At 69.0% G+C, this 24,368-nt stretch carries 28 protein-coding genes; 13 read left to right on the top strand and 15 right to left on the bottom strand.

Features of this window, described 5'->3' with window-relative positions; genetic code table 11:
- Positions 1-351 precede the first annotated feature (351 nt).
- Positions 352-636, bottom strand: a complete 285-nt coding sequence (locus tag CG747_RS32920; RefSeq protein ID WP_100605512.1) for a hypothetical protein — start codon at positions 634-636, stop codon at positions 352-354.
- A 203-nt stretch (positions 637-839) separates the two neighbouring features.
- Between CG747_RS32920 and CG747_RS32915 the strand changes: the two genes are divergently transcribed.
- Positions 840-3,515, top strand: coding sequence for an ATP/GTP-binding protein (locus CG747_RS32915; protein ID WP_100605511.1), 2,676 nt, complete (start codon positions 840-842; stop codon positions 3,513-3,515).
- Positions 3,516-3,948: 433 nt separating this feature from the next.
- Here the strand turns inward: CG747_RS32915 and CG747_RS32910 are convergent, their stop codons facing one another.
- From CG747_RS32910 to CG747_RS32895, 4 genes are all read right to left on the bottom strand, one after another.
- The gene (locus CG747_RS32910; protein WP_180985798.1) at positions 3,949-5,211 is read right to left on the bottom strand and encodes an MFS transporter; all 1,263 of its coding nucleotides are present in this window, start codon (positions 5,209-5,211) and stop codon (positions 3,949-3,951) included.
- Between the two features lie 171 nt (positions 5,212-5,382).
- A complete protein-coding gene (locus CG747_RS32905) occupies positions 5,383-5,943 on the bottom strand; it encodes a DUF6262 family protein (RefSeq protein WP_219621555.1) in 561 nt (186 codons plus the stop codon).
- A gap of 1 nt (position 5,944) precedes the next feature.
- Entirely contained in the window at positions 5,945-6,394 is a 450-nt protein-coding gene (locus tag CG747_RS32900) for a hypothetical protein (RefSeq protein ID WP_257980907.1), read from the bottom strand.
- A gap of 92 nt (positions 6,395-6,486) precedes the next feature.
- Entirely contained in the window at positions 6,487-7,017 is a 531-nt protein-coding gene (locus CG747_RS32895) for a GNAT family N-acetyltransferase (protein ID WP_219621554.1), read from the bottom strand.
- 182 nt (positions 7,018-7,199) lie between these two features.
- On the opposite strand from CG747_RS32895, the gene CG747_RS32890 reads away from it, so the two are divergent.
- Both CG747_RS32890 and CG747_RS47525 read left to right on the top strand, forming a co-directional pair.
- Positions 7,200-7,511 (top strand): hypothetical protein, encoded by a 312-nt coding sequence (locus tag CG747_RS32890; RefSeq protein ID WP_100605509.1) that lies wholly within the window; start codon positions 7,200-7,202, stop codon positions 7,509-7,511.
- Between the two features lie 103 nt (positions 7,512-7,614).
- The gene (locus tag CG747_RS47525; protein ID WP_146022189.1) at positions 7,615-8,028 is read left to right on the top strand and encodes a VOC family protein; all 414 of its coding nucleotides are present in this window, start codon (positions 7,615-7,617) and stop codon (positions 8,026-8,028) included.
- A 58-nt stretch (positions 8,029-8,086) separates the two neighbouring features.
- On the opposite strand, the gene CG747_RS32885 is transcribed toward CG747_RS47525, so the two are convergent.
- The gene (locus CG747_RS32885; RefSeq protein ID WP_146022188.1) at positions 8,087-8,347 is read right to left on the bottom strand and encodes a hypothetical protein; all 261 of its coding nucleotides are present in this window, start codon (positions 8,345-8,347) and stop codon (positions 8,087-8,089) included.
- Positions 8,348-9,049: 702 nt separating this feature from the next.
- Between CG747_RS32885 and CG747_RS32880 the strand changes: the two genes are divergently transcribed.
- The 3 genes from CG747_RS32880 (at position 9,050) to CG747_RS32870 (ending at position 10,395) form a co-directional block, all read left to right on the top strand.
- Positions 9,050-9,418: a hypothetical protein gene (locus CG747_RS32880; RefSeq protein ID WP_100605507.1), complete on the top strand. Its 369-nt coding sequence runs from the start codon at positions 9,050-9,052 to the stop codon at positions 9,416-9,418.
- A complete protein-coding gene (locus CG747_RS32875; protein ID WP_100605506.1) occupies positions 9,415-10,083 on the top strand; it encodes a nucleotidyl transferase AbiEii/AbiGii toxin family protein in 669 nt (222 codons plus the stop codon). The genes CG747_RS32880 and CG747_RS32875 overlap by 4 nt, the downstream gene beginning before the upstream one ends.
- A 105-nt stretch (positions 10,084-10,188) precedes the next feature.
- Positions 10,189-10,395: a hypothetical protein gene (locus tag CG747_RS32870; protein WP_146022187.1), complete on the top strand. Its 207-nt coding sequence runs from the start codon at positions 10,189-10,191 to the stop codon at positions 10,393-10,395.
- 235 nt (positions 10,396-10,630) lie between these two features.
- Here the strand turns inward: CG747_RS32870 and CG747_RS32865 are convergent, their stop codons facing one another.
- Positions 10,631-10,822, bottom strand: a complete 192-nt coding sequence (locus CG747_RS32865) for a hypothetical protein (RefSeq protein WP_100605504.1) — start codon at positions 10,820-10,822, stop codon at positions 10,631-10,633.
- Positions 10,823-10,975: 153 nt separating this feature from the next.
- On the opposite strand from CG747_RS32865, the gene CG747_RS32860 reads away from it, so the two are divergent.
- From CG747_RS32860 to CG747_RS32845, 4 genes are all read left to right on the top strand, one after another.
- The gene (locus CG747_RS32860) at positions 10,976-11,338 is read left to right on the top strand and encodes a hypothetical protein (protein WP_308303821.1); all 363 of its coding nucleotides are present in this window, start codon (positions 10,976-10,978) and stop codon (positions 11,336-11,338) included.
- Positions 11,339-11,567: 229 nt separating this feature from the next.
- Complete coding sequence (fxsT, locus tag CG747_RS32855; RefSeq protein WP_308303820.1) at positions 11,568-13,760, top strand: FxSxx-COOH system tetratricopeptide repeat protein; 2,193 nt, start codon at positions 11,568-11,570, stop codon at positions 13,758-13,760.
- A gap of 215 nt (positions 13,761-13,975) precedes the next feature.
- Positions 13,976-14,272, top strand: coding sequence for a hypothetical protein (locus tag CG747_RS32850; protein ID WP_257980906.1), 297 nt, complete (start codon positions 13,976-13,978; stop codon positions 14,270-14,272).
- A 2-nt stretch (positions 14,273-14,274) separates the two neighbouring features.
- Entirely contained in the window at positions 14,275-14,736 is a 462-nt protein-coding gene (locus tag CG747_RS32845) for a DUF6233 domain-containing protein (protein WP_100605503.1), read from the top strand.
- Between the two features lie 105 nt (positions 14,737-14,841).
- Here CG747_RS32845 and CG747_RS32840 read toward each other — a convergent pair whose 3' ends face one another.
- Positions 14,842-16,182 (bottom strand): hypothetical protein, encoded by a 1,341-nt coding sequence (locus CG747_RS32840; protein ID WP_100605502.1) that lies wholly within the window; start codon positions 16,180-16,182, stop codon positions 14,842-14,844.
- A 185-nt stretch (positions 16,183-16,367) separates the two neighbouring features.
- On the opposite strand from CG747_RS32840, the gene CG747_RS32835 reads away from it, so the two are divergent.
- Positions 16,368-16,778 carry a hypothetical protein gene (locus CG747_RS32835; RefSeq protein WP_100605501.1) on the top strand — a complete coding sequence of 137 codons (411 nt, stop codon included), beginning with the start codon at positions 16,368-16,370 and terminating at the stop codon, positions 16,776-16,778.
- 614 nt (positions 16,779-17,392) lie between these two features.
- Here the strand turns inward: CG747_RS32835 and CG747_RS32830 are convergent.
- Complete coding sequence (locus CG747_RS32830; RefSeq protein WP_100605500.1) at positions 17,393-18,268, bottom strand: aldo/keto reductase family oxidoreductase; 876 nt, start codon at positions 18,266-18,268, stop codon at positions 17,393-17,395.
- 139 nt (positions 18,269-18,407) lie between these two features.
- Here CG747_RS32830 and CG747_RS32825 point away from each other — a divergent pair, with 139 nt between their 5' ends.
- On the top strand, positions 18,408-18,833 hold the full coding sequence (locus tag CG747_RS32825; protein WP_100605565.1) for a helix-turn-helix domain-containing protein: 426 nt from the start codon (positions 18,408-18,410) through the stop codon (positions 18,831-18,833).
- Between the two features lie 321 nt (positions 18,834-19,154).
- On the opposite strand, the gene CG747_RS32820 is transcribed toward CG747_RS32825, so the two are convergent.
- From CG747_RS32820 to CG747_RS48325, 4 genes are all read right to left on the bottom strand, one after another.
- Positions 19,155-19,895 (bottom strand): hypothetical protein, encoded by a 741-nt coding sequence (locus CG747_RS32820; RefSeq protein ID WP_146022186.1) that lies wholly within the window; start codon positions 19,893-19,895, stop codon positions 19,155-19,157.
- Positions 19,896-20,259: 364 nt separating this feature from the next.
- A complete protein-coding gene (locus tag CG747_RS32815; protein WP_100605498.1) occupies positions 20,260-20,559 on the bottom strand; it encodes a hypothetical protein in 300 nt (99 codons plus the stop codon).
- Positions 20,560-20,669: 110 nt separating this feature from the next.
- Positions 20,670-21,683: a hypothetical protein gene (locus tag CG747_RS32810; RefSeq protein ID WP_146022185.1), complete on the bottom strand. Its 1,014-nt coding sequence runs from the start codon at positions 21,681-21,683 to the stop codon at positions 20,670-20,672.
- A gap of 38 nt (positions 21,684-21,721) precedes the next feature.
- A complete protein-coding gene (locus CG747_RS48325; protein ID WP_180985796.1) occupies positions 21,722-21,883 on the bottom strand; it encodes a hypothetical protein in 162 nt (53 codons plus the stop codon).
- 166 nt (positions 21,884-22,049) lie between these two features.
- Between CG747_RS48325 and CG747_RS47520 the strand changes: the two genes are divergently transcribed.
- Positions 22,050-22,256, top strand: coding sequence for a hypothetical protein (locus tag CG747_RS47520; protein ID WP_146022184.1), 207 nt, complete (start codon positions 22,050-22,052; stop codon positions 22,254-22,256).
- Between the two features lie 343 nt (positions 22,257-22,599).
- On the opposite strand, the gene CG747_RS48320 is transcribed toward CG747_RS47520, so the two are convergent.
- Together CG747_RS48320 and CG747_RS48315 are read right to left on the bottom strand one after the other, a co-directional pair.
- A complete protein-coding gene (locus CG747_RS48320; RefSeq protein WP_180985795.1) occupies positions 22,600-23,445 on the bottom strand; it encodes a hypothetical protein in 846 nt (281 codons plus the stop codon).
- A 40-nt stretch (positions 23,446-23,485) separates the two neighbouring features.
- Positions 23,486-24,367 carry a hypothetical protein gene (locus CG747_RS48315; RefSeq protein ID WP_100605495.1) on the bottom strand — a complete coding sequence of 294 codons (882 nt, stop codon included), beginning with the start codon at positions 24,365-24,367 and terminating at the stop codon, positions 23,486-23,488.
- Between the last annotated feature and the right edge of the window lies 1 nt (position 24,368).

The raw sequence follows: 24,368 nt of genomic DNA, 5'->3' as shown, positions 1-24,368 counted from the left end.
ACTGAAGAAAAGCGCAGGTCAGAGGCCATCTGTCGACTACATAGCGACTGAAGCGACTGGGATTGCGGATTATGAAGACATTCCCGCATGCGCGTGCGTGTCATAGACACGAACCTTCAGTCGCTTCAGTCGCTTTCTGCTGGTGTTTGGTGCTCTCACCTGCGGTTTCTTGTAGCGACTCACATCAGCGACTCAAGTTCATGAGTCGCTGTGCATACGGCTTCAGTCTCTGCTGCAGGGCCTCCTCTGGCAGGCCGCCCGGCCGCTGATGCCCGCCGGGCTGCAGCCGGCCCGGATCGACCGGCCGCACCCGCCGCTGTGGCCACTGCCGGTTCCCCGCCGAGGCTGGGACTACGGCTTGGTGAGTTCCTTGAGCCGGGCCGCGTAGGCGGCCGCGACGCGGGCGGCCTCCTCTTCATCGGCGGTCGCCAGCTGCGCCTGGTCGGCCAGGGCTGCCTGCCGGGCGGCCTTCAGCTCCTCCATCCGCTCCTGGTCAGGCACCGCAGCCCGGTGCTCGGCGACGATTTGGGTGGTGTACCAGCCCACCACGGCTCGGATGGCATCCAGCGCCAACTGCTCCTGGCCGCCGCCCTCGCCGGCCAGGGCGGAGAAGTCTGGGATGTCGGGGTCGGACATGGCGACCACCCTCCTTTTTGATCTTGAAAGGGAGCTCGCCATTGTCCATCGGCCGCACCCGCCGGCACGACACCGCGCACCGGCCAGCGCCACGGAAAGGCGCGAACCTCCGCTGTGGATCCTTCGCCCGTCCGGGGATGCTTTTCCAAGGCCGCGACGGGGAGCGTAGGTTGGGGCCGGGTGATCATCTAGCGGGGGTTGATGTGACGGGACGGGATCTGCGGGCGCTGTTCTCGACGAACGACCGGGGCCTGACGACGGCGGAGGCGTTCACCAACCGGCAGCAGCAGTGGGCCGCGGTCGCCAGCGCGCTCGGCGGGCACCTGGCCGGACCGGCCGTCGACGTCGAGGACCTCGAAGCGCCCCGCACCCACGTGCTGTGCTTCCACGGGATCGGCGGCATCGGCAAGACCACCCTTTCCCGCAAGATCGAGGCCGCCCTGGCCTCGGCCGAGCAACGACCGGCCCAGTGGGGCGCACCGGCCTGGCCCGGCAACACCAAGCTCGTCCCCATCCGCATCGACCTCTCCCGCGCGGCCGGGGCCGACTTCGAGCGCGTCCTGCTCACCGTCCGGCTCGCCCTCGCCGGCGCCGTCGGCCGGCCGTTGCCGGCCTTCGACCTCGCCCTGCGCCGGTACTGGGACCACAACCACCCCGGCGAGCCGCTGGAGGAGTACCTGCGGCGCACCGGGCTGACCGGCCGGTTCGCCCAAGCCCTCCCCGAACACCTCCAGGCCGCCGTCGGCGACGTCGTCAGCGCCCTGGAACTGCCCGGCATGGTGGGCGCGACGGTCAGCCAGATCACCGGATCGCTGGTGCGGGCGCTGCGCGAGCGCCGCCAGACCGTCCGGGCCCTGGCCGGCTGCTCCCGTCTGGCCGACCTGCTGGAGGCCGAACCCGACGTCGAGGCCCTGTCGTACTACCCGCACCTGCTGGCCTGGGAGCTCGCGCAGTTGCCGGCGAAGCACCGCGTGGTGCCGGTGCTCCTGCTCGATGCGTTCGAGGAGATCGGGGACCGGACGCACCGGGACATGGAGCGGCTCCTGCAGCGCGTCGTGTGGCTGATGCCGGAAGCGTTCTTCATCATCACCGGCCGCAGCCGCCTGCAGTGGGCCGACCCGGCCCTGCAGGGCCAGCTCGACTACACCGGACCCGCCGCGTGGCCGGGGCTGGCCGACGTCAGCCACAGCGCGCTCGACCCCGCGGCTGCCGGCGGCCCGAGGCGGGGCCGGCAGATCCTGATCGGCGACTTCTCCCCCGAGGACTGCGACGACTACCTCGTCCGCCGTCTTTCCCGCGACGGCCAGGCCCTGATCGCCACCGAACTTCGCGAGGTCATCACCGCCCGCTCCCACGGCCTTCCCCTTTACCTGGACCTGGCCGCCATGCGGTTCCTGGAGATCCGCCGCAGCGGCCGCACCCCTGACCCCGACGACTTCGCGCACGACTTCCCGGCCCTGATCGCCCGCACCGTCGCCGACCTCACCCCTGAGGAACGCCACGTGCTGCGTGCCGTCAGCCTTCTCGACGCCTTCGACATCCCGCTCGCCGCCCGCGCCGCCGGCCTCACCCACGACGCCCCTGCCCTACGGCTGACCGAGCGACCGCTGGTCGAGGAGAACCCCTTCGGGCTGTGGCCCTACCACCTGCACGCGCTGATCCGCTCCACCATCCGCGCCGCTGATGACCGCACCGACGACCGCTGGTCCGCCCAGGACTGGCGCCGCGCCGCGGAGCGGGCCCTGGCCGCGCTGGGCGAGCAGTGGCGCACCCACACCGCGCCGGGCCGGCTCCTGCTCGCCGGCTGCCTGCGCCAAGGACTGGCCCTGGCCCGCGACTTCCAGCTGGACCTCGGCTGGCTCGCCGAGGCGGCCTGGGCCTATGTCGGCGACTCGGTCTGGGAGCCCCTGGCACCGCCCGCTCGCGACGATGCCCCCGACGCTGAAGTGCGTACTGCCGCACAGGCCCTGGTGGAGCTGCTGAGCACGCTCGCCCGGCGCCAGCACGAACACCGACAACGCACCGCTGACCGCCTCACCGCCGTCCTGCAGACTCGTCTGCTGCCCGACGACCTGACGGACATGGCCACGTACTACCTGGCCAAGGCCCACCGCGACCTCGGCCAGGCCGACGCCTCCCGACGGGGCATGCAGCACGTCGCCGACGGCGACGGCCGCCTCGCCCCGGCCGCCCGCCGCGGCCTGGCCCACCTCGCCCGCATCGCCGGCGACTTCCCCACCGCCCACGACGCCGCCTGCACCCTGGGCTGGAAAGGCCGGCACCACCGCGTCATGGGCGACCTGTGGTGGCCCCACGGCGCGATCGACCAGGCCCTCGCCTCCTACACGGCAGCACGCGCCGAGGCCGAGGAACATGGCGTCGCCGGCGAACGCGCCACCTCCCAGGCCCACTTGGCGCTGGTCGCCGCGTTCGCCGACCCCACCCGGGCCGACGAAGAAATCGCCCTCGCCCAGCAGCTCCTCGACGGCCTGGACCTACGCGCCACCACCCTCACCACGCAGATCGCCACCCTCATCCGCGACGCCGGCACACCCAACGTCGATGACCGCGCCCGCACCCTGCGCACCGAGGTCGAGGTAGCCGGCGTTGTCGCCCTGCAGACCACCCTCGAACTCGCCCTCTGCTTCCACCACGCCGTCCTCGGCGACACCGAGCAACTGGCCACCGGACTTGAGCGGATGCGACAGGTCACCACGGGCGGCGACTACGCCTACTACAGCGACATCGCCCACTTCATGGCCGGCCTCCCCCTCCCCAACGGCTCGCAGGCACGATGGCTGGACGGCGAAGACGTCACCCGCGACCGCTGGCACCACCTCGTCACCACCCGGCGTGAGCAGCTCCGTGCACAGAGGTGACCGCAGCTGGGACCGGCCTGCTCGTCGGTACTGAGACAGGCGAGCCCGGATCCACCGGGATTCGGGGCCCAACAGCAATGCAGCGGGGCTACCACCGGGATAGCGCCGCACGGCGGTCAGGTCGGACTTGACGATCCCGAATTCACGGGCTGCCGTCTCCTGCCCCTGCTCGACGCGGCGGGTATGAGCAGCAACCTCGTTCTGTGCGATGGGGTCCTCGGCCACGGCGGGGCGCTCCTGTCAGATCATGAAACTCAGCGGTCATCAGGCGCTCCACGATGTCGCGCTCGTCCGCGCCACATCTCCCCCGTTCGGCTCAGCGGCCCGTGGAGGTGCGGCGTGTCCTGGAGCGGTCGAGGCTGGAGGAGTGAGAGCGACGTGGGCCGGGCTGATCCAGTTCGGGATGGTCGCGCTGCTTATCTAGATCTCGCGTCTATCTGCCCAGGTCAGATGAGTGTGACTGGCTATGGGACGTAAGGTCAGTCTCGTCAACGCATGCGGTCAACCGAGAGGTGGCCGCAGGAGCGTGAAGAGGTCCCTTAGAGAGCAGCCGCCCGCCGAGCAGTACTGCGCAGGCCCCGACGGTCAGCAGCCCGCCGGCGAGGAAGGTGCCCCGCACGTCGGCGAGCGGCAGGATCAGTCCCCCGAGCGTGGCGCCCGCCGCGATACCGGCGTTGTAGGAACCGGAGTTGGCCGCGAGTGCGATATCCGTGCGGCCCGGTGCGCAATGCAGCATCGCGTTCTGGGTGGTCATGAACACCGGCCCGAGTGCACCGCCCATCAGCACCAGGAACGCCACCGCTGCCATCGGATCGCTGCCGGCCGCGTACAGGCCGAGCATGCCCACGGCCTGCGTGGCGACGGCAGCGGTCAGCGCGGCCTGCGGAAAGCGGTCCAGTAACGCCCCGGTGATGCTCACCCCGGCCAGACACGCCACGCCGAAGGCCACGAACAGGGCGCTGACTGTCCTCGGAGGAAACCCGCTCACGTCGCCCAGGAACTTCACGATGTAGGTGTATCCGGCGAACGCCCCGGTAGCGGACAGGATCCCGGCCGCCAGTACGGTCCCGAACCGGCGGGCGTCGGGACTGGTTCCGTAGGCGGCGGGCCCTTCTTCCGGACGTGAGGTCGGCAGCAGAACGGCGATGGTCACCAGAGAGACGAGCCCCAGGGCCGCCACCAGAGCGACGGGCGCCGGCCAGCCGCTCTGCTGGCCCAGCCAGGTTCCGGCGGGAACACCGAGCACGAGGGCGAGCGAACCGGCGACGGACAGCGCCCCGATCACACGCCCACGGACCTCGGGCGCGAACAGACCGACTGCGACCGGTCCCATCACGGCCCAGAACAGCGCCTGGGCGAGCGCGGTCAGCAGCCGCGCCATGAGGAGCAGCCAGTAGGAGGTAGCCAGCGCCGCAACCAGGCTGGACACGACCAGCGCGGTCAGTAGTCCCGTGAGCACATGGCGTCGGGGCACGGCCCGCATGACGTGGGCGAGCGGCAAGGACGCGACGGCCACCGTCACTCCATAACAGGTGACTAAAAGACCGACCGCTGACACGGACACCCGCAGGCTTTCGGACATGAGCTCCAGAAGGCCGACCGGCAGGTTCTCCGCAGTGTTGAAGGTGAAGGCGGCCAGCATCAGAGCCACGAGCACCGCCAACTTGCGCCATGGAGCCGGTTGCGTCGTGACCATATGGTGTCTTCCTGCCCTCGCCCGTTGTGCCTGCTCCGTTGTGCCTTTCATGGAGATACCTCACTGGGCTCACCGATCCCGCCGCAACCGGATTCGTCTGCTGTGTGGGGTGACACCCAATTGATCAAGCAGCGTCTCGGGATCGCCCATTGCGGGTTCGAAGGCACCCACTCAGGTTGGCTGGTGCTGATTGCCGTCCCGGATCATCTGACGCAGGCTCGTGCGAGCCGCGGCCAGGTCCCGCTCAAGCTCCTGGACGTGATCGGTGAGTGGCCGGAGCTGAGCCAGGTCGTGTTCGAGGTTCCGGTTGGCTTCCGTGAGTTCGGTGATCCGCTCGGTCAGTTTCCGGTTGCTGATCTGGTCGAGCTGATGTCCGAGGTGCTGCCGCATAGCGGCTCGGAGCTGATCGCGTTCCACGCGGAGTTCTTTGATCTCCTCGCGGGCCATGGCCAAGTCGGTGTGGAGGCTGGCGGGGCTTGCCCGGCGGCCTTGGGCAGCTTTGGTGACGGGAGCCTGTTCCTGTCGCTGGATGGCCGCCTGGACGTGCTCGCGGACGCCCTCGGCATAGACGAGCCAGGTCGACACCTTCGCAGCGCGGGCGAGGGCGGCGAAGGAGATCGGCTCGCCGTCGTCCAGCATGCGCCGGACGGTGTCGAGCACGCGTTGGCGTTTGAGGAGGCTGGTCTGGCGTCGGGATTCGGCGAGGACGTCAGCGGGGGTTCGGGTAGCCATCTCATGCTCCGTTCTTGGAGACGGCGGTCAGAGGGAGGAGCTTGTGGTCGCCGCCGGCCCGGACCCGGCGAAGGACCGCGGCGGCCTCCTCCAACTCGGCCCTATCGTCCTTGGGCAGGGCTGCCATCCGTTCGCGCATCGTCGCCGCGACTTCTTCGTAGGAGTTGATCTGAGCGGTGAGGTTGTCGATGACGAAGCTCGCTGCGTCCATCGCCCGAGCCTTCTCGCGGTCAGCTCGCAGGCTGTTGGCGTGGTCCTCGATCGCGGGCAGGTAGGACGGGTCGGGACGGTAGAAGCCGCAGCCTGAGCATTGGAAGCGGATCGGGCATGCGTGTCCGCCGGCCTTGACGTTGGTGGGTTCGGTGCAACCGCCGAACGGAACGCCCACTGAGCGCTGTTCGTAGGCAGTCGGCGAGCAGGGTGTCGCGGTCCCGTGTCGGTCGGCGACCATCAGGCTCAGGGTCTTGACGGCCTTGCGCTTGCGTTCCAGAGAGACCCGTAATGGTGGAGTCGGGTATTGGAACTCCCGGAATGCCTCCGCGATCAGAGGGGATCGAGGAGCATCAGGACCTCGTCTCGGGTGTCGGCGGGCGCGAGGCGGAGGGCCCCGGGCCAGCGGCCGACCTCACGCCATCCGAGCCGGCCGTAGAAGTCCTCCAGCCCCTCATCTCCCCGGGCCGCGAGATGGAGCTGTTCGAGCTCAAGTTCATCGCGGGCAATCCTTCGCAGATCGATCATGAGGGCAGAGCCGACACCGCGCCCGCGGAATTCGGGGTGGGTCTGAAGGTGGTTGACCGTGCCCCAGTGCCCGACAAGCCGGTAGGGATCGCGGTTGAGGACAACCCATCCGGCAAGAACATCGTCGAATCTGGCGGTGACGAGGCGGCTGTGTTGCGGGTGGAGACGGCCGAGGAGCTTGTCCGTAACCGGCGCGACCTCGTCGTCCCGGACCGGCGGGAACGGGAACCCGGCGGCACCGCCCGAGTTGGTGACCGCGATCCAGCAGTCGATCAGCTGGCGTCGGAGTTCGGGGGTAACTGCGTGGGCGTCGGTGATCTGGGCGAGGTCGGGCATGCTTGCGTGGGCCATGGAAGGAGCATGTCAGCGAGGTCTGACATCGGTGCACGGGTCAGTCGAGTTCCGGCGGCTGATCTCGGCCGCCTAGGCACCCCAGTCTCAGGCGGCGGCACGCTGCCATTTCACGGCGACGGTGATGTCGATGCCGAGGGTGCGGGCGAGGACTGCGGAGGCTTGCCGTGCTCAGGCCCCGCAACGGCGTGCTGATCGTCCAGACGCTGCTGTGGCAGGACGAGCTGCGTGAGCCTGGCGACCTTGCCCCGGCCGCGCCGGTCACCGATCGGGAGCTCGAACTCGCCGAGGTCTTGATCAGGGAGCTGACCGGTGTCGAAGGGCGCGAGCTGCACGACGAGTACGCACACGCCCTGGAGCAGCTCGTGGCGGCGAAGGCGGACCAGAGGGAGCTGGTGCAGCCGCCGGAGACCCCGGCGCCGGTGGATCTGATGGCGGCACTTGAGGCGAGCGTACGGGCGGCGCACGCCAAGCCTTGATGCTGCCGGCTTGCCCTGCCTGAAAAGCGCAGGCGAACCCGCTCTCCGAAGTAGGGTCGCAACACGTGCGTGTGGGCGACGGCTGCGAGGGGCGGAGGGTTTCGTGAGTGTGGCTTTAAGGGCCGTGGTGCTGGAATCGGATGATCCGGTGAGCCTGGGGGGATTTTGGAGCGCGGCTCTTTGCTCGACGATCGGCCCCGGCGTAGAAGGCGTGACAATCCCCTTTGGGGAAGATGAGCAATCCTTGCTTTATATCGTTGAACGCACCAGGCGCGTGACAGGGGATGAGAATAATGAAACCCCACTGATGCACCTGACTGCGTCGCATTCACTTTTGGAAGAGGCGGATAGGCTGGTTGAACTCGGCGCCATCATCGAAGAGGAAAAATGGGTGATTAACTCTTCCCTGAAGGTCGGCTGGTTCGGGATGGCCGATCCGGAGGGTAACCGCTTCCGTCTTCTGTCCAGTGATAGAGAAATCGCGGAAGCGGAACGCAAACTTCAATCGTGGAGTTGATGGCGGTGTGGCCGGCCCACAGGCCGGCCACACCGTGCGAACGCTTGCTGCCGAGGGATCAGCGGCAGTACAGCGTCACCTTCGCGCTCGAGAACGCGTCGGACTGGGTGCGGCCCTTGTAGACCATGGCGAGAGTTCCCACGGTCACGAACTGCCGCTTGCTGATGAGGTCAGCGCACTTGTAGCCCACGGTCAGCGTCTTCTTCCCGCACTTGGTCCAGCCCCCGTCCTTGTGGGCGATGTCGTACACGGGATTCGCGATGCTCACCGTGAGGTGGCACTTGTCCGGCGGCTTGGGCGTGCATCGGGCGATCTCCACGGAAGCCCACACGGTCTTGCTTCCGGTCGTGAGGTGCCCCGGGTTGTCTGCCCGGTAGAAGCACCCCAATGTCCTGCTGAATCATGGATTTCTGCTCACCCGTGGGCAGTCCGACACTTCCGTCCCAAGGCAGAGGTGCGGAGCTCGCGGGAGCGGCGGATAAGATCAGCAGTGCCGGCAGGGCAACGCCGAGTGCGGCGAGTTTTCGATTCATCGCTTCCCCGTTTCTCGCGAAGATCTGACACCGACATTTGTATCAGCGCGAAGAACTTTCATTCGAGCGATTTTCGAGGACTGGCGAGAACCTCTCCCTGCGGCCAACACGCCGAGCACAAAATTACTTGACAGTAAAACTCAAGGCCACAGTCATAACGTTCTGCGGATCAGGTAATTCAGACAGCGCTTTTGGCGCGAGAGGCAAAAAATACTGGACGGTTTTGTCCCGGTTCCAGACCGTCACCCAAAACCATGCCGACCAGGCGCCTCCACCTCGCTCGGGCCGCCCTGACCGCCGCGCCGCGATGCCAGGCTGGGTGGGCCACGATGCGGCCTGACCGGACGCCGTTCATGCAGCCGTCTCCCGCAGCGCAGCCCCTCCCAGCGACCCGCGGAAGTGCGCCCTGTCCCGGAGCGATCGAGTCAGTCGCACCCTCTCCCCGCACCTGGCGCACGAAGCAGACGCCGACACGCAATACTGGGGGCATGGCCGTGCAGTCTCCCTCGTTTCCGGTGCCGAACGCGTTCGAGCTGCTGTGTACGCAGTACGCAGGACGCTTGCCCGCTCGACTGGACGACCTGGCCGGTCCCGCCCACGGCACGGTCGACCTACCGCTGCACGTGGTCTGGTCGGGCCGCCGCTCCTACGGCCTGGAGCAGCCGCGTTCCCGGATGAGCCTGTACCGCACCGTCCTGGCCGAAGGACAGCGCCAGGACCTGATCGACTTCCTGAACCGGGATCTGCTCCTCGCGCAGTGGCCGGTGCTGCGCACGCTGATCAGCCGCCCGATCAGGGACGTGTGGGAAGCAGCCTTCCCCGAACTCACCTCGATGAGGGCTGCGACAGCCGCGTGAACCTGACAGATCTGCACCGCCGGCTCCTGGCCGACGTCCTCGCGATCGGCACCCCCTACCCGCTGGTGATCACCGGCGGGTACGCCGTGCAAGCACACGGCTTGGTGGACCGGCTCTCCCAAGACCTGGACGTGGCCACCGAGAACCCGGCTCCCATCGACGAGATCATCCACACGGTCGGCGACGGCCTGGCCGGGCGTGGCTGGGGCGTCCGGCTCATCGAGTCCGGCCCGCTGTCGGGTCGGCTCATCGCCACCGATCCCACCACGGGCGAGGAGTGCGAGGTCGACGTCCTCAAGGAGGCGTTCTGGGCCCCGCCCACGGTCACCGAGTACGGTCCGGTGCTCTCGCTGGACGACGTGATCGGGACGAAGGTCCGCGCGCTCGCGGACCGCGGCGCGGTCCGCGACCTCATCGACGTCCACGCTGCTACCCGGCATCGCACCACCGCCGACCTTGAAAGCCTCGGCCGCCGCCATGCCCGCTTCGAGTTCAGCCTCCACGACCTGCGTGACCGCCTCGCCGGCGCCGAGTGGTGGGATGACCAGGACTTCGCCGACTACGGCCTTTCCGACGATCAGATTGCGATGTTGCGCAGCTGGGCTCTGGAGTGGGTCACCGACCTCAACACCCGTCTGCACAACGACGATCACTTCGACGACTAGGGCCCTGCAACCCGCCGGTGACCGCCGGCGCGGAAGTGCTGGGGACGGGCATCGAGCCCGTATCCCGTTCGAGTGAGTTTCGATTTTCCTTCCGAGCTGCTGAGCGTGCAGACTGAGCTGGTCCAGGCGAAGGCCGACCTCGCGGAGCTGTACGCGGCCTTGCCGTGGTCGGTGGAGGAACTACAGGGCTGGTCCCGTGCCAAGGAGACCGGCGGCGGCTACTACGAGAGCCACCGGCCGGACTCCCCCGGCTGGAGTGATGCAGTGGGCTGCTGGGCAAGTAGCGGTCCCGGGCACTTCGCTTGCGGATGATCCGGACGTTCCCGATCGGCCTGCGTTGTTCGATGGCCCGGCCGACCTGTCCGAGCGCGTTCACGAATACCTGCAGGGGATGGGCCAGTGACCGCGGCGCCTGCGCCGACCTCTCATTCTGACGTTCGACCACCACTACTCCGACGTGATCGCACCACGTCGTACGGGCGAGCGGCGCCTTGAAGTGGCGCCTTCCCAGGCCTGACGTACGCGGTTGGGCATCTCAGCCGTGGTGCTACCGGTAGCGCCAGTAGTGGTGGGCCTGCTGAACGTCTGCGTCGACGACGTCGCGCAGGACGCTGGGATCCTCGGGTGACTCCAGCCCGAGTGCGCCGGCGACCTCACGATAGGACGAAGCGATGTTCGGGTCCCCCGCGGCCACCAGGCAGGACAGCAGAGCCTGGTCGGCTGGTGTGGCTTGGTCCACGAGGGCGAGGCCACCTGTGCCGGGTGGCGGCGGGACGGCGAGTACCAACAGCGTGCGGAGAACTGGTGGTTGTGCGGAGGCGTCCTGTGCTATCAGTGCATTTCATCCAATGCTGCTGAGGGCGCACGTTCGTCGGCTGCGGGGAGGGGGCGAGTGAGTGTGTCGCGAAGCAGGAAGATCACGGTCATGGTGGTCGCGGCCGTGTTGACCGTGTCGACGCCGTTCTTCTGGCTGCTGGACAACCCGGATACCGGCCAGCTGGTTGCCGCCTCAGTTCAGGGGGCCACCGGTATTGCCGCCCTGGTTTGGGCGCTGATGCAGTCCTCGGCCAACCCACAGCCCGGGGTTGCGGTGGTCGATACCGGGAAGGCCAAGGCCACCGGTGGGGGCCAGGCGTCCACTGGCGTGCGACACCCGCAAGATGCCGGGAGCGGGCCCGTCCAGGCAGAGCGAACCGGGGACGCCACTGCGGACGGGCCTGACAGCAGCGCAAATACGGGTATCGACTTCAGCTGACCGGGCCGGAGCGGTCACAAGCATGCGGGAGGGTTTCTGTCCGATGGTGAGATGGCCCAATCGCCGCCCCGACCCGGACGCAGACCCCAGCGCCCGGCCCGAGGCCGCAAACACAAAGCGCGGGCCGTCGGTAGCCGCCACGGAGACCGGTGATGCCACCGCCCGCGACGGTGCCACGGCGGTATCCGGCTACACCGGACCGCTCCGAGGGCCCGCCAGCCCGGTACACGTGAGTCATACAGGAGCCGCCACCGCCAGCAAGGGCGGCCTGGCCAACACCGGGTACCTGGCGATCGACAGCGTCACCCTCGTACAGCAGGCCGCGCCGGGCACACCGGCCGCCTGGCCGCACCAGGTCGGTGTGATCCCCTCCCGGGCGCAGTCCTTCCAGCACCGCGCCGAGGCACAACGGCTGCGGGCGGCGGTTGACGGCGGCGGCACTGCCGTGCTGGGCCAGGTCCTGACCGGCATGGGCGGGGTGGGCAAAACCCAGCTCGCCGCCGACTACGCCCGCACCACCTGGCAAGACGGCAACCTGGATGTATTGGTCTGGGCCACCGCGAGCACCCGCTCGGCGGTGGTGACCAGCTATGCACAGTCCGGCGCCGAACTGTGCCTGGCCGACCCCGACGATCCCGAGCAGGCCGCGCGGATCTTTCTGGCCTGGCTGACCCCAAAGGCAGGGGCAAGACCGTGCCGGTGGCTGATCGTCCTGGACGACGTCGCCGACCCCAGCGACCTTAACGGCCTGTGGCCGCCTGCCAGCCCAAACGGCCGGACTTTGGTCACCACCCGCCGCCGCGACGCCGCCCTGACCGGAGAAGGCCGCCGTCGCGTCGAGATCGGCCAGTTCACCAAGGCCGAAGCCCTCGCCTACCTCACCGTGTCCCTGGCCGCCCACGGGCGCCACGAGCCCGCGGACCAGCTCACCGCCCTCGCCTGCGACCTCGGCCATCTACCCCTGGCTCTTTCCCAGGGCTCCGCCTACCTCATCGACTCCGGCGACGATGTGGCTGCCTACCGCACTCTGCTGGCCGACCGTGCCACCGCACTCGCCGACACCACCCCTGATCAGCTCCCCGACGAACAGGCCCTTCCCCTCGCCGCCGCTTGGTCCCTGTCCATCGACCGCGCCAATACCCTCCGCCCCGCCGGCCTGGCCCGACCCATGCTCCACCTGACAGCCCTACTCGACCCCAACGGCATCCCCCAGACCGTCCTGACCAGTACGCCCGCTCTCACCCACCTCACCCAGCACCGCAGCCGAACCAGTCCAGGCCCCGCCGGTGAGCTAGAGCCGGTTTCCGCCTGGGACGCCGTGCAGGCCCTGCGCGCCCTGCACCGGCTCAGCCTCATCGATCACACCCTCACCGCCCCCCATCAGGCCGTCCGTGTTCACCAGCTCATCCAACGTGCCACCCGTGACACCCTCACCCCCGACCAGCACGACCAGGTCGCCCTCACCGCTGCCGACGCCCTCACTGCTGCCTGGCCCGCCATCGAACGCGACACCGTCCTTGCCCAGGCCTTGCGTGCCAACACGACTGCCCTTATCCGCACCGCCGAAGACGCCTTGTACCGGCCCGCCTCCCACGCGGTGCTCTTCCGTATCGGCATCAGCCTCGGTGAGAGCGGCCAGGTCACCACCGCTCGCGACCACTTCGAGCACATGGCCATCACCACCCGCGACCGCCTGGGGCCGGAGCACCTTGACACCCTCACCACCCGCAGCAACCTTGCCCGGTGGCGAGGGGAAGCGGGGGATGCGGCCGGTGCGGCCGCAGCACTAGCCGAGCTGCTGGCCGACCAGACGCGGGTGCTGGGCCCGGACCACCCACACACCCTCATCACCCGGCACAACCTCGCCCGGCGGCGGGGGGCGGCGGGGGACGTGGCCGGTGCGATCGCAGCGTTCGAGGAACTGCTGGCCGACGAAACGCGCGTGCTGGGCCCGGACCACCCACACACCCTCATCATCCGGCACAACCTCGCCCTGTGGCGGGGGGCGGCGGGGGACGTGGCCGGTGCGGCCGCGGCGTTCGAGGAACTGCTGGCCGACCGGATACGTGTGCTGGGCCCCGATCATCCTGACACCCTCGTCACCCAGCACGACCTCGCCCACGTCCGGGGCAGAGCGGGGGATGTGGCCGGTGCGGTCGCGGCGTTCGAGGGCCTGCTGGCCGACCAGACGCGCGTGCTGGGCCCGGACCACCCGCACACCCTCGTCTCCCGGCACAGCCTCGCCCTGTGGCGAGGGGAAGGTGGGGATGTGGCCGGTGCAGTTGCGGCGTTCGAGGAACTGCTGGCCGACCGGATACGTGTGCTGGGCCCCGATCATCCTGACACCCTCCTCACCCAGCACGACCTCGCCCGGTGGCGGGGCAGAGCAGGAAGTGCCGCTGCTGATCTATCGACCGATTGATGAGCAAGATCGGCAAGTGACGGCACGCGGGCGGATCGGCGCCGGATCATGCCCACAGGGTGGCCGACATCGCCGGCCACACTAGGGCTGCCCACCGTCGTCTTGCCCCAGCGATCGCCGCCACCGCGCGGTCCGCTCGGCCGAGCGCAGCGAACTCGTATGCTGTTCGAGTGAGTTTCGAATTCCCTCCTGCGCTACTCAGCGCACACGCTGAATTGACGCAGGCGAAGACCGACCTCGCAGAGCTGTACGCGACCCTGACGTGGTCGGTGGAGGCGATGCCCGGCTGGACCCGCGCCAAGGAGACCGGCGGCGGCTACTACGCGAGCCACCGGCCGGACTCCCCCGGCTGGAGCGACGCCGAGCAGCAGCAGGTCGCCGAGCTCCGCGCCCGCGTGCTGCACTTGAGCGAACGCGTGGTCACCCACGACTTCTGGTCCACCTGCGACGACGCACCAGCGGCCCGGTCCGCACTCAAGCACGTCACCGCCGGAGACCCGGACCCTGCGTAGCCATGGATGAAGAAGGCCACGTCTACCCCCGGGCCGAGCTCCACCTCCCTGACGGCCAACGGGTCCAGGTACAGGTGACGCGGTGTCGGCCGGACCGAAGAGGCCGCTTCTGGTACGACTACACCCTGGAGCTCCCGACGCGGGTTGACGACCGGCGCTATGGCCCCTCCCCGGCCGTCCATCTCTTCGAAGGGTCGGCTCCGCACCCGATCATCCAGCCGATCGAGGGTGAGGACTACCGCGCGATCCACGCCCCACCACCCGAGGAACGGCAGCGCTGGCGACTGGCCCCGGCACCCCAGCCCGCGTGGTCGGACTTCTTCGTGCACCGGACCGACTGCGCCCAAGCCGAGAACGCCGAGCGCCTGCTGACCGACCTCGAAGCCCTGGAGATGCTGGCCGACCCAGCCGTCGGGGTGCCCTGCCCGGTCTGCCGGCCCGACACGGTCCTGCGCACTCAGTGACTCCGGCACCCGGCCCACGAGCGGCCGGGCAATCGACGGCTGGGCTGCCGCAAGCCCGCGTTGAGGTCGTGGTGACGGAGAGACTTGTGTGGCAGCCGAGGCGGGTCAGGCTGTTTTGCGGGCGGCGACATGCCGGGCGCGTTCCTCCAGCTCCCGCACTCCGGCGACACGGCGGTAGGCGGGGAGCGCCTTCAGCATTGTCTGCAGGTGTTCGTCACCGCGGGCGGAGGAGATCGTCACGTGCTCGTCGAGGAAGGTGTTCCAGGTCTGGCATGCGGCCTCAACGTGCCGCATGCGGAACTGGCGCTCGGCGATCACGCCGAGGCAGTGCAGGCGGCCCTGCCGCTCCAGCGGTGAACGGGCCGTGTTCGAGCGGTGCAGGGAGGTGATGGAGCCGGCCTTGTCGCCCAAGTGCCAGCGCACGTGTGCTTCGTGGAAGAAGTAGGCGGCCTGGTCGTAGCCGCCCACGGCGTCGCGCCGGTTGTCCGCGCGCGACAGTGCGGTCTCGGTCTGGCGTAGCCAGGTCAGGGCGGTGTGCCGGTCGCCGGTCATGGCCGCCGCGGTGGCCTGCTGACCGCGCAGGAACGCGATCAGGCGTGGGCCTGCGGAGGGCGCGGCCGCGGCGGCGGCGTCGGCGAGTTCCAGGCCCTTGGTGCCGTGGCCAAGATGGGTTGCTTGCAGACTCATGCCGCGCAGGGTGCGGCAGTAGGTGACGTGGTCCTCGGCGGCACCGGCGAGTTCGAGCGCGCGCAGGTAATACGCCTGGCCCAAGCCGTGTTGGTTCTCGTACATGGCCATCCAGCCGGTGAGGTACACGAAGTCCGCGACGGTGGCCCGCATGGCGCGGGTGACCTCTTCGGTGCCGCTCGCGCGCAGGTAGGGGCCGGCGGTGTTCACCAGGAAGGCGGCGGCCATCGGCCGGGCATGCCCGGCCCCGACTTGGTCGAGGATGTCGGCGACCTTGTCGGTCATGGTGCGCACTGTCTCGACGTCGGACCGGCCGATGTGCACTGTCCGCCCGGCCGCCGTCGCCTCCAGCCGGCCCTTGACGTCTTCGAACCGCGGGACGGCCAGCGCTGCGGCGTACATGCCGGTCTTCAACACGCCCCGGCGCGAGGGATCCATGTCTGTGCGACTCAGGTCGACGACTCCCGTCACGACGTCGCCTTCTGCGGCCGGTTCTGCCACGGTCGGCCAGCCGATTTCCGCGCACGTTACGGGTCGTCCGAGCGTCCGGGAGAGCGCCTCGGTGATGGCGGGCCGCGCCTCGGGCTTCGGGACGGATCCTGCGAGCCAGTGAGACACGCTGGTCTTGTCGTAGTGCAGCCAGAGCTCAAACTCGGCGCCGGCGGCATTCACCCGGCGGGCGAGCTGGGCGTTTCCAATTCCTCCCGCCTGCATCAAGGCCGCAAGCGCTGTATTCGGTGTGCGTGGCCGACGTGCCATCGATGACCCCCGGGTGCGTTCAACCAGTTCAACCCTGCCTCCACACTGCTCCCTTACCCGGTGTGGCGCAGCGGGGTTGAGTGTTTACCGGCCGTTCGGTGATCGCCCCCGGACGACCGTTGACGGCCCGGTCCCCCTCACCCCCGAGGGCGGACCGGGCACCCAGACGACGAAGAGGCCACACCATGACCACGACGCCGGACACCCCGGAGACAACCGCCATCGCTGCTCGCCCTGACAGCAGTGCTGCCGTGCTGTACGTGTGCGCGGAACGGGGCCGTCTGACCCCCACCCTCGCCGCCCGGCGCGCCGAAGAGGAAGGCCGCGAGTTCGCCACCATGCGCAAGCTCCGCCTCGTCGAGGTGGTTTCGGACGCGTTTGGGGAGCCCGATCCGTGCCATCGCGACGGCTGGATGCGGGTCCGCGAACTGGTGGCGGAGGGCAAGGTCGGCACGGTCATCGTCAGGTGGCCGGCGGCGATCTCTCCGGATGCCTCGCACGAGATGCGGCATCGCGAGATCCGATGGCTGCAGGACCAAGGCGTCGAGGTGCGTTACTCGTGGGCTCCGCTGGCTGCGGGCGGTGAGGTTAAGTGACCTCTGCACCGATCATGCCGGAGACGCACCCGAAGGCGGCACGGTGAGCGGCCGTCGCACCGCCCCGAGGGCGCCCTCGATTCGGTTGTCCGTGTGGCAGCCCCTGACAGTGCTGGCGGTCCTGGGGGCTCTTCCTCCCACCGTGGTCGTCGCCAGCGCCGCCCGGGCCCTTTCGATCCCCGCTCCGGCCGCGGCCGCGGTCCCGGATCAGGCGTCAGCAGGCGTCACGGCGGCGGACGCAACCTCGACCGCCCCATAATCTCCGGCGGGTGCGCGCCGGCTGTTTCGCCCACGCCCGCCGGTCACTCGCTGCGGCTTGCCGTGGTCCGCGGTGATCCAGGTAGTAGACCTGCCGCCCATGGTCATCGCCGACCTGCTCGGCATCCACCCCAAGACAGCCGAACGCTGGGCCACCCTCGCCGGCGGGAACTGGTCCGACTACTTGGCAGTGCGACGGGCCGCACCGCAGGGGTCGGCCGTTTCGTTTAGATCATCGGATCGTTGCCGCGATCACCTGCGGAAACGCAGCATCCGCGATGTGATCATAATCCTATGGTCTGCCCAATAGTCCGAGTGGAAGGAACTGCCTGGTCCCGGTCAGTGACCTGTGTTACTCAGTGGCCGATGCTATCCAGTTCGGCCAGATTCTCGTCGGAAAGGGAGAGCCCGGCGCCTGCGATGTTTTCGCGCAGGTGGGCGGTGGACGACGTACCGGGGATGAGCAGGATGTTCGGCGAGCGTTGCATCAGCCAAGCCAGCGCGACCGACATCGGCGTCGTCCCCAGCCGACTCGCGACCTTCGAGAGGGCCTCGGACTGTAGCGGCGTGAAGCCTCCCAAGGGGAAGAACGGCACATAGGCGATGCCATCGGCGGCGAGGCGGTCTACGAGATCGTCGTCATGGCGGTGGGCGAGGTTGTACATGTTTTGCACGCACACGATCGGGGCGATACCGCGTGCCTCGGCGACCTGCTCCGGCGTGACATTGCTGACGCCGAGGTGTTGGATCAGGCCCTCTCGTTGGAGGTCGACAAGCGTCTCGAATGCTTCGGTGATCGAGCCGGGCTGGGGGCCCTGAGCATCTCCCATGCGCATGTTGACCAGGTCGAGAGCCTCGACGCCGAGGGATTCGAGGTTCTCGTGGACCTGCTTGCGCAGGTCCTCGGGGCGCCGGGCCGTGGGCCAGCCGCCCTGCGCGTCGCGGGTCGCGCCCACTTTGGTGGCGATGAACAGCGACTCCGGGTACGGGTGCAGTGCTTCGTGGATCAGCTCATTCGTGATGCGTGGTCCGTAGGCGTCGCTGGTGTCGATGTGGGTGATCCCGAGACTGACTGCCTCGCGCAGGACGGCCAGGGCGCCGTCGTGGTCGGCGGGCGGACCCATGACCCACGGGCCGGCGAGCTGCATCGCGCCGTATCCGAACCGGGTAACGGTCGAGTCACCCAGCGTCCAGAATCCGCCCGGAAGAGATGATGTGGAGGGCGTGTTCATCACAGTGCCTTTCGCTTCTTGCCAGGGGTGGTGTCTCCGACCCCCTGCATCAGTGTTGGGGAGTTACTTCCCTACGGGAAGTAGGCACTATGAAGTGCGTAACCACCCCAGAGAGTGAGAGACGACCTCAGTGACGACGATGAAGGCCGACAAGAAGGCGCAGGCCAAGGCGGAGTACAACGCGTTTCTAGCGATATGCCCCAGCCGTCAGCTTCTCGACAGGATCTCGGACAAGTGGGTCGTCCTGATCCTTTGCGCGCTGGGCGGTGACGCGTCCGAACAGTCCGGCGCGTCGTACGCCCCAAAGGCGATGCGCTACTCGGAGCTCGCCCGGCTACTGGCCGGCGTCAGCCAGAAGATGCTGACTCAGACCCTACGAGCCCTCGAACGCGACGGCTTGCTCACCCGCACTGTGACGCCGACGGTCCCCGTCACCGTTACCTACGAGCTCACTGACCTCGGCCTCTCACTCCACCACCTGACGCGCGGGCTCCGTCAGTGGGCGCAGACCCACATGGACCAAGTCCTCGCCAACCGCGAGAAGCACGACGCACGAGCTTGCTAGCGACGACGGAGTTCTCCTGTCTCGGCTCTGCAGGCTGAAATGTGCCTGGCCTTGAGTGCCGGCGACGAACAGCACGGTCTTCCGTGGGGCGATGGTCAGCCGGTCGACGTTGTTGAACGCCAGCAGGTTCAGCGTGCCCTCTGGCAGACATCCGGCGTCTTCGCGGACAGCGTCTGTTGGGCGAGAGCTGTACGCCTTGTCACCGCTGACGTGACCGGGCCGGGTGCGGAGCTGCTCGCCCCGCGGGCGAATACTGCAACTCTCGAATACCGACACTCCACCAGTGGCACACGACCGCATCCGACGGGATCGCCGTGGGCTTCACTGGGTCCGTGAAGCGCCCCAGCGTGTCGTCGTCGACTTCGGGGGCATCGGCATGTGTCGACCGTGCTGGAGGTGTCGCTGTCCCAACTCCTGGCGCAGGCCCTGCGGGAGTCCGAGGAGGCGGTGGGTGGGGTGGAGTGGCTGCGGGATGGCACCCAGTACCAGGTGCTGCGGCAGGGGATGTCGGTGGAGGTCGACGTCGGCACGCCCCGGCAAGGGTTCGGCGGCTGCGCCCAAACCTCGGGTGAACCGCAGAGGCGTGACCACGGTGTGGGACCGCGCGCGGTGAGGACGGCGTGACGGCTGGGTTACCGGGTGGGCCCCGGGAGGACTTCCAGCCGCGGCTCGGAGCGAGTTCGGGGCGAGTTCGGGGCGCCGGCCATCGACGGTGAAGCCCGCCTTCGCGAAGAGCTCACGCCACGCCGGGCGGTCCAGGGCAGCGTCCGGGTACTCGGCCATGCTCCACACCCAGCCGATATGCGCGGCCAGGGTGCGGGTGTTGATCGCTTCGCCGAACCAGGCGTCGAACAGCAGCGCCGGACCGTCAAGCCGGCCGACTCGGACCAGCAGCTCGGCGAACCGTCCGGTGTCGAGCAGTTCGCCCCGCTCGGCGGCCTCGGCGACGGCAGCAAACGCCTCCGCCCCGAGGTCGCGCGGGTTGCCCTGGGGGCCCAATGCCTCGGCAGGTTGGTCGGCGCTGGTCGACTGCGGCCTGCGCGGCCCGTCCGGGCTTGCCACGGTCACTGCTCTCCGTCGAGGTGCCCTGTTCGGCTTGTCGTCAGGACAGGGAGCCCGAGCTGCCGGACCCGCCTGCCGAGGGGGACGAGGGGCGGTAGTGCATGGCAAGACCAGCGTGCTGGTCCGGGCTGGCAGCACGGTGCGCGCCAGGGTGGTCGAGGCGGACGCGGCGTCCGTGCAGAAGGAAGGCTGTGATCCGGGCGAGCAGGCCGGAGCGAGCATTCATCGCATACCTCCATGGTCGTGTCCCAAGGCTACCGATCTTCGGCCGACTTCGAGGCGGGGACGGGGAGTTGGTACGTCACGGATCGGGCCACGGGCCGGTAGCTGAACGGGCATCCGGCCTCTGACGGTGTGAAGATGCCTACGACGAGGGCACCGTGCGGCCATCGCGTCGATCGTCGAGCGTTCGGCGCAGCAGTGCCGCCGTGCTCCGGGCGGCCGCGCGTTCGGCGTCGTCCTCGCTGATGCGGGCCCGTTCTTCCAGCAACAACACGGCGGCCTGAAGGAGTCCGGCCTGGACCGGCACGGTTTCCAGCGCGGCCAGCGCGGCCGCGGCTTGTTCTGCGGCGGGCGTAGCACTGGATCCGGTTTGCGGAATGAGGGTGCTGACGCCGCGCCCGAGAGGGCGGTCGCGGGGCGGCAGGGACGGGACGGTGGTCACTGGCACATCTTCCCACCGCATCGGGTGCCCGCGACTGGCCGACGTGGTGTGCTCCTGGTCGTGGGCGCGCGCCCGTTGTCGTGGACCTGATCGGTGGGTGCTGGCGGGGCCTACTCACGAGACGGCGCAACGACAATCTCGGGTTCGTTGTCGCGGTCGACGTCCTGGACTGGCCGCGATCTGGTAGGCAGGTACTCGTATGGGGCACGTGGTGCTGCATCGCCGGCGCTGCGGTAGAGCCGGCGGATGTCGTGGACCAGGTCCTCGTAGTCAGGCAGAGAGATGGAGTTCGGGCGGCAGGCGTTGCCGATGAGACCGAACAGTGCATGGATCACATCGGTGTGCTGCACCGCCGTCAGCTCCGTTTCGGCAGCCTTGTCGTGGACGGCGAGGTTCTCCAGCAGCAGCTTCGGCCACGGCATCGGACCACGGGCAGGCGAGGGGGAGCCAGCCCTGCCGCGGGCCGCCCGGGCCGCCTGGTCGGCGCGCAAAGCAGCGCGCTGGGCGCGGTCGGCCCGGCGTTGCAGATCAGGCACGGCAGCCAGGCGGCGGGAGAGGGCGACGATTTCCTGGCTGTGCTCCCACGCCCAGCGTCGTTCGAGGCGACGGTCGCGTTGAGCGCGGATGAATTCCACCCGTTCGCTTTGGACCATAGGCACGCCGCGGGCCTCGTCCATGTCGGCGCGAAGCTGGAGGTAGCGGCGTTCGGCGGATTGACGGTTGCGGACCTCCAGGGCTGTGGCCAGACGGGCCCAGGTGACTTTCTTGCGTCGGGCGGCGCCGAGCATGCGGCCTTCGTCCAGTTGCAGTTTGTCGCGCAGGGTCCGGATCACCAGCAGTGCGGCGAGGAGGTCGGTCTCCTCGATGTCGGCGGTGGCGTCGAGCTCGATGAGCTGGAGGAGCTGGTCGTACTTGGCCGCGACTTCGCCCAACGAGCCGCTGGGAGCCAGCCGGTTAACTGGGGCGGCGAGTTCGCCCACCCATTCATCGTCTCTGGGCGGTTGCGGCGTGAGTAAGTGCTGCCAGGCGTAATAGCGATTTGTTTCTGCTTCTGGCCTATTCACTGTCGTCTGTCGGACGACATTTTTTGTCGTCTGGAAGACGACATTCACAGATTCAGGCATAGGGGTCTCCTGGTTGGAAATTCGGCGACCGGTGGTCGTCATTCGCCGTCGTCAACGGGGACTTGCGGCTCCGCATCTTGCGGGCGCCGGGAGCGCGAGGCCCGCCACGCCTTGGCGAGGCGGGTGAAGGCAGAGACCGTGACCGGGGCGAGCACGCCGGCCACGTAGCCGGGCCACAGCTGAACCAAGAAATCACGCATAACTGCAGTTCAGCGCACATGCCCAGACGGCCCTGTGTGCGCCGTGCTCCTTTGCACTCGGCGAACAGAAGGGCGGCTCGCAGGCGGTGTGATCCGCCGGGCCGCTGACGGAGACACGCCTGACCGCAGGACCGACTGCAGTCGACGCCTACAGCGACGCTCCGTTATGACGACCATTCTTATGGCATTTGCCACAGCGGCATGCGCCATTCCGGAGCCGTCCGGAAAAGCGCCATGGTTCGCCACCCTGCGCCAAGTTCAAGATGCGGCAAATGCTCCAATTCCGCTTACTGTGTGTATTGGTCAGCGAAAACCTCCGGGCGCGGTGATCTACCTCGACGACGAGATCGCCGCGCAGGACGCCACCGCATAGCGGCATACGCGCGGCCACCGTGGACGTATCTCCCGGTGCGCCGCGCGGATCCGCCCACCCCGGGGAGCAGGCCAAGCACCGCCACTGCTCGCCGTAGGCCCGAAGGCCGAGCGGGCCCCAGTTCGGCCCCCACCTTCCGTCGGCTCTATCGAGCCTCTCGGACGCTGTGGCCGGCCCTGGCGATCTCGACTCGATGCGGGCTGAGTCTGATCGCCGAATCGATGCGTGCTGTGCCCTTCGTCCGAACATCCCGGCACGTGCCGTCGGACGACGGCTCTGTGCCCGCCCGTCCGCGGGGCAGCGGCTGGGTCAGCACGCTCTGCTCCTGGTGGACAGTTCGCCGCTACTGCCGGGGCTCGGGCGCGCTGTTGTAGCTGCGGGAAGCGGGGGCAGGGCGGGTGGCGCCGAGGATGAGGGCTTCAAGTTCCGGGTCGGTCCACGGCCGGTCCTCGGTGAGGTTTCGACGGCGGCCGTCGGCGATGTCCGCGAACAGTTCGACATGCGGAGCAGCGGGGTCGCCGCGGTAGTCGGTGATGCGGACACCGGTCCATGCCCAGTAAAGGGCGGCGCCCAGGGCGTACAGCTCGGCCTCCGGGGTGAGGGTGACGTGCTGGTCGTTGCCGGTGGCCATGAGCTGGGCGGCGATCTCGGGGGCGATGACGTGGACCAGGCCGCCGCGGTAGGGGATGGTGAGGGGGAGGTCGGGGTGGTGGGCGTTGTCGTAGTCGATGAACTCGACCGTGCCACCCGGGAGGACGACGGCGTTCTCGGTCTGCATGTCGCCGTGAATCCAGCCGGCCGTGTGGAACTCCTGGAGCGCAGTGAGCGCGGCTCGGGCGGCGTCCCGCATCTGCGTGCGCTGCTCCGCGGTGGCAGTGCCCTCGCGTGCCGGGGCGAAGGTGTCCCACAGGGGGCGGCCGTCGACCCAGGGCACGGCCATCCACCGGCCCTGGGGACCCGCCGCGCCGCGGGGGCCGGGGTGACGGCCCTGGCGGTGGAGCAGTTCGTAGGCAGCGTGCTCGTGCGCGAGGTGGCCGCGGGCGCCGGGCACCGCGGTCTTGATGGTCCAGGTGCCAGCCCGCCACGTGTCGGCGCCCTTGCGGCCGGTGAGGTGCTTGGGCTGGTCCTCGATGCCGACGGCGTGGGCGGCAGCGGCGGCAAGGTCGGCTGCGGGAGCGGCGGGTTCCATGGCCGAAGGGTCCTCACGGGGAGTCGCGGCGGGGCGGCCGTCAGTCGGCCAGCCCGGAGAGCGTAGCGAGGCCGGTGGCCCGCTGGTACGCGATTAGGGCAGCGCGCAGGTCGGTGGTGGTCCAGGTGGCGCCGTGCCGTGCGGTGGCTGCACGGTACAACTCCCGGACGACGGGGCCCGCCATCGGGCGCCCGGCCTGGCGGAGTACGGCGGGCAGGGTGATCAGGTCGATCAGCCCGGTGACGTCCGGGCGCAGGGTCTCGATGTCGATCAGGCACACCGCGCTGTCGCCGCCGCGGTGACGGACATGCTCGGGCTTGAGGTCGAGGTGTCCGACGGGAATGTGCATGGGCCCGTGGGCGCGGGAGCACAGGGTAAGGGCGGTGTGCCAGGCGTCCGGGTCGCCGATCCAGGCCGGGGCGGGGGCCGCGGTGAGCCGGCCCAGGCGGAAGGGTGCCAGCGCGTCCGCGACATCGAGGTGGGCCGGTGCGGCGTGGACGGCGGCGACGGCGTCGACGAGGGCGGCGGGTGCGTCGGCCGGCGCCCAGTCGAACGGGTCGGGCAGGTGCTCCAGGAGCAGGGAGCGGGAGGCGTCGGCGGCACCGAGCAAGCGAGGCAGGACCGGACAGTGGCCGACCAAGGCGTAGGCGAGGAGCTCGGCGTTGTACGCGCCGACGTCGGCGTGCAGTTTGAGCACCGCGGTGGGCGGCGTGCCGAGAGCGGCGACGGCCGCGGTGGCGCGGGCCGCCAGCACCGCCAACGGCCCGCCGGCGGCCGGGTGGTCGGCATGGTCCTGGTCGCGGAGCTCGTGCAGGCGTTCCGCCGCGGCGGCCGGGTTGGTCGGCAGCGGGGAGGCGAGCCAGCCGTACGGACGGACGCGGATCAGTCCGTGCAGGGCCTCGGCCGCCGTGGCGGGAAGCATC

Source organism: Streptomyces sp. CB02959 (assembly GCF_002803155.1).
GTDB lineage: Bacteria > Actinomycetota > Actinomycetes > Streptomycetales > Streptomycetaceae > Streptomyces.
This window is presented reverse-complemented; position numbering and strand designations above follow the sequence as displayed.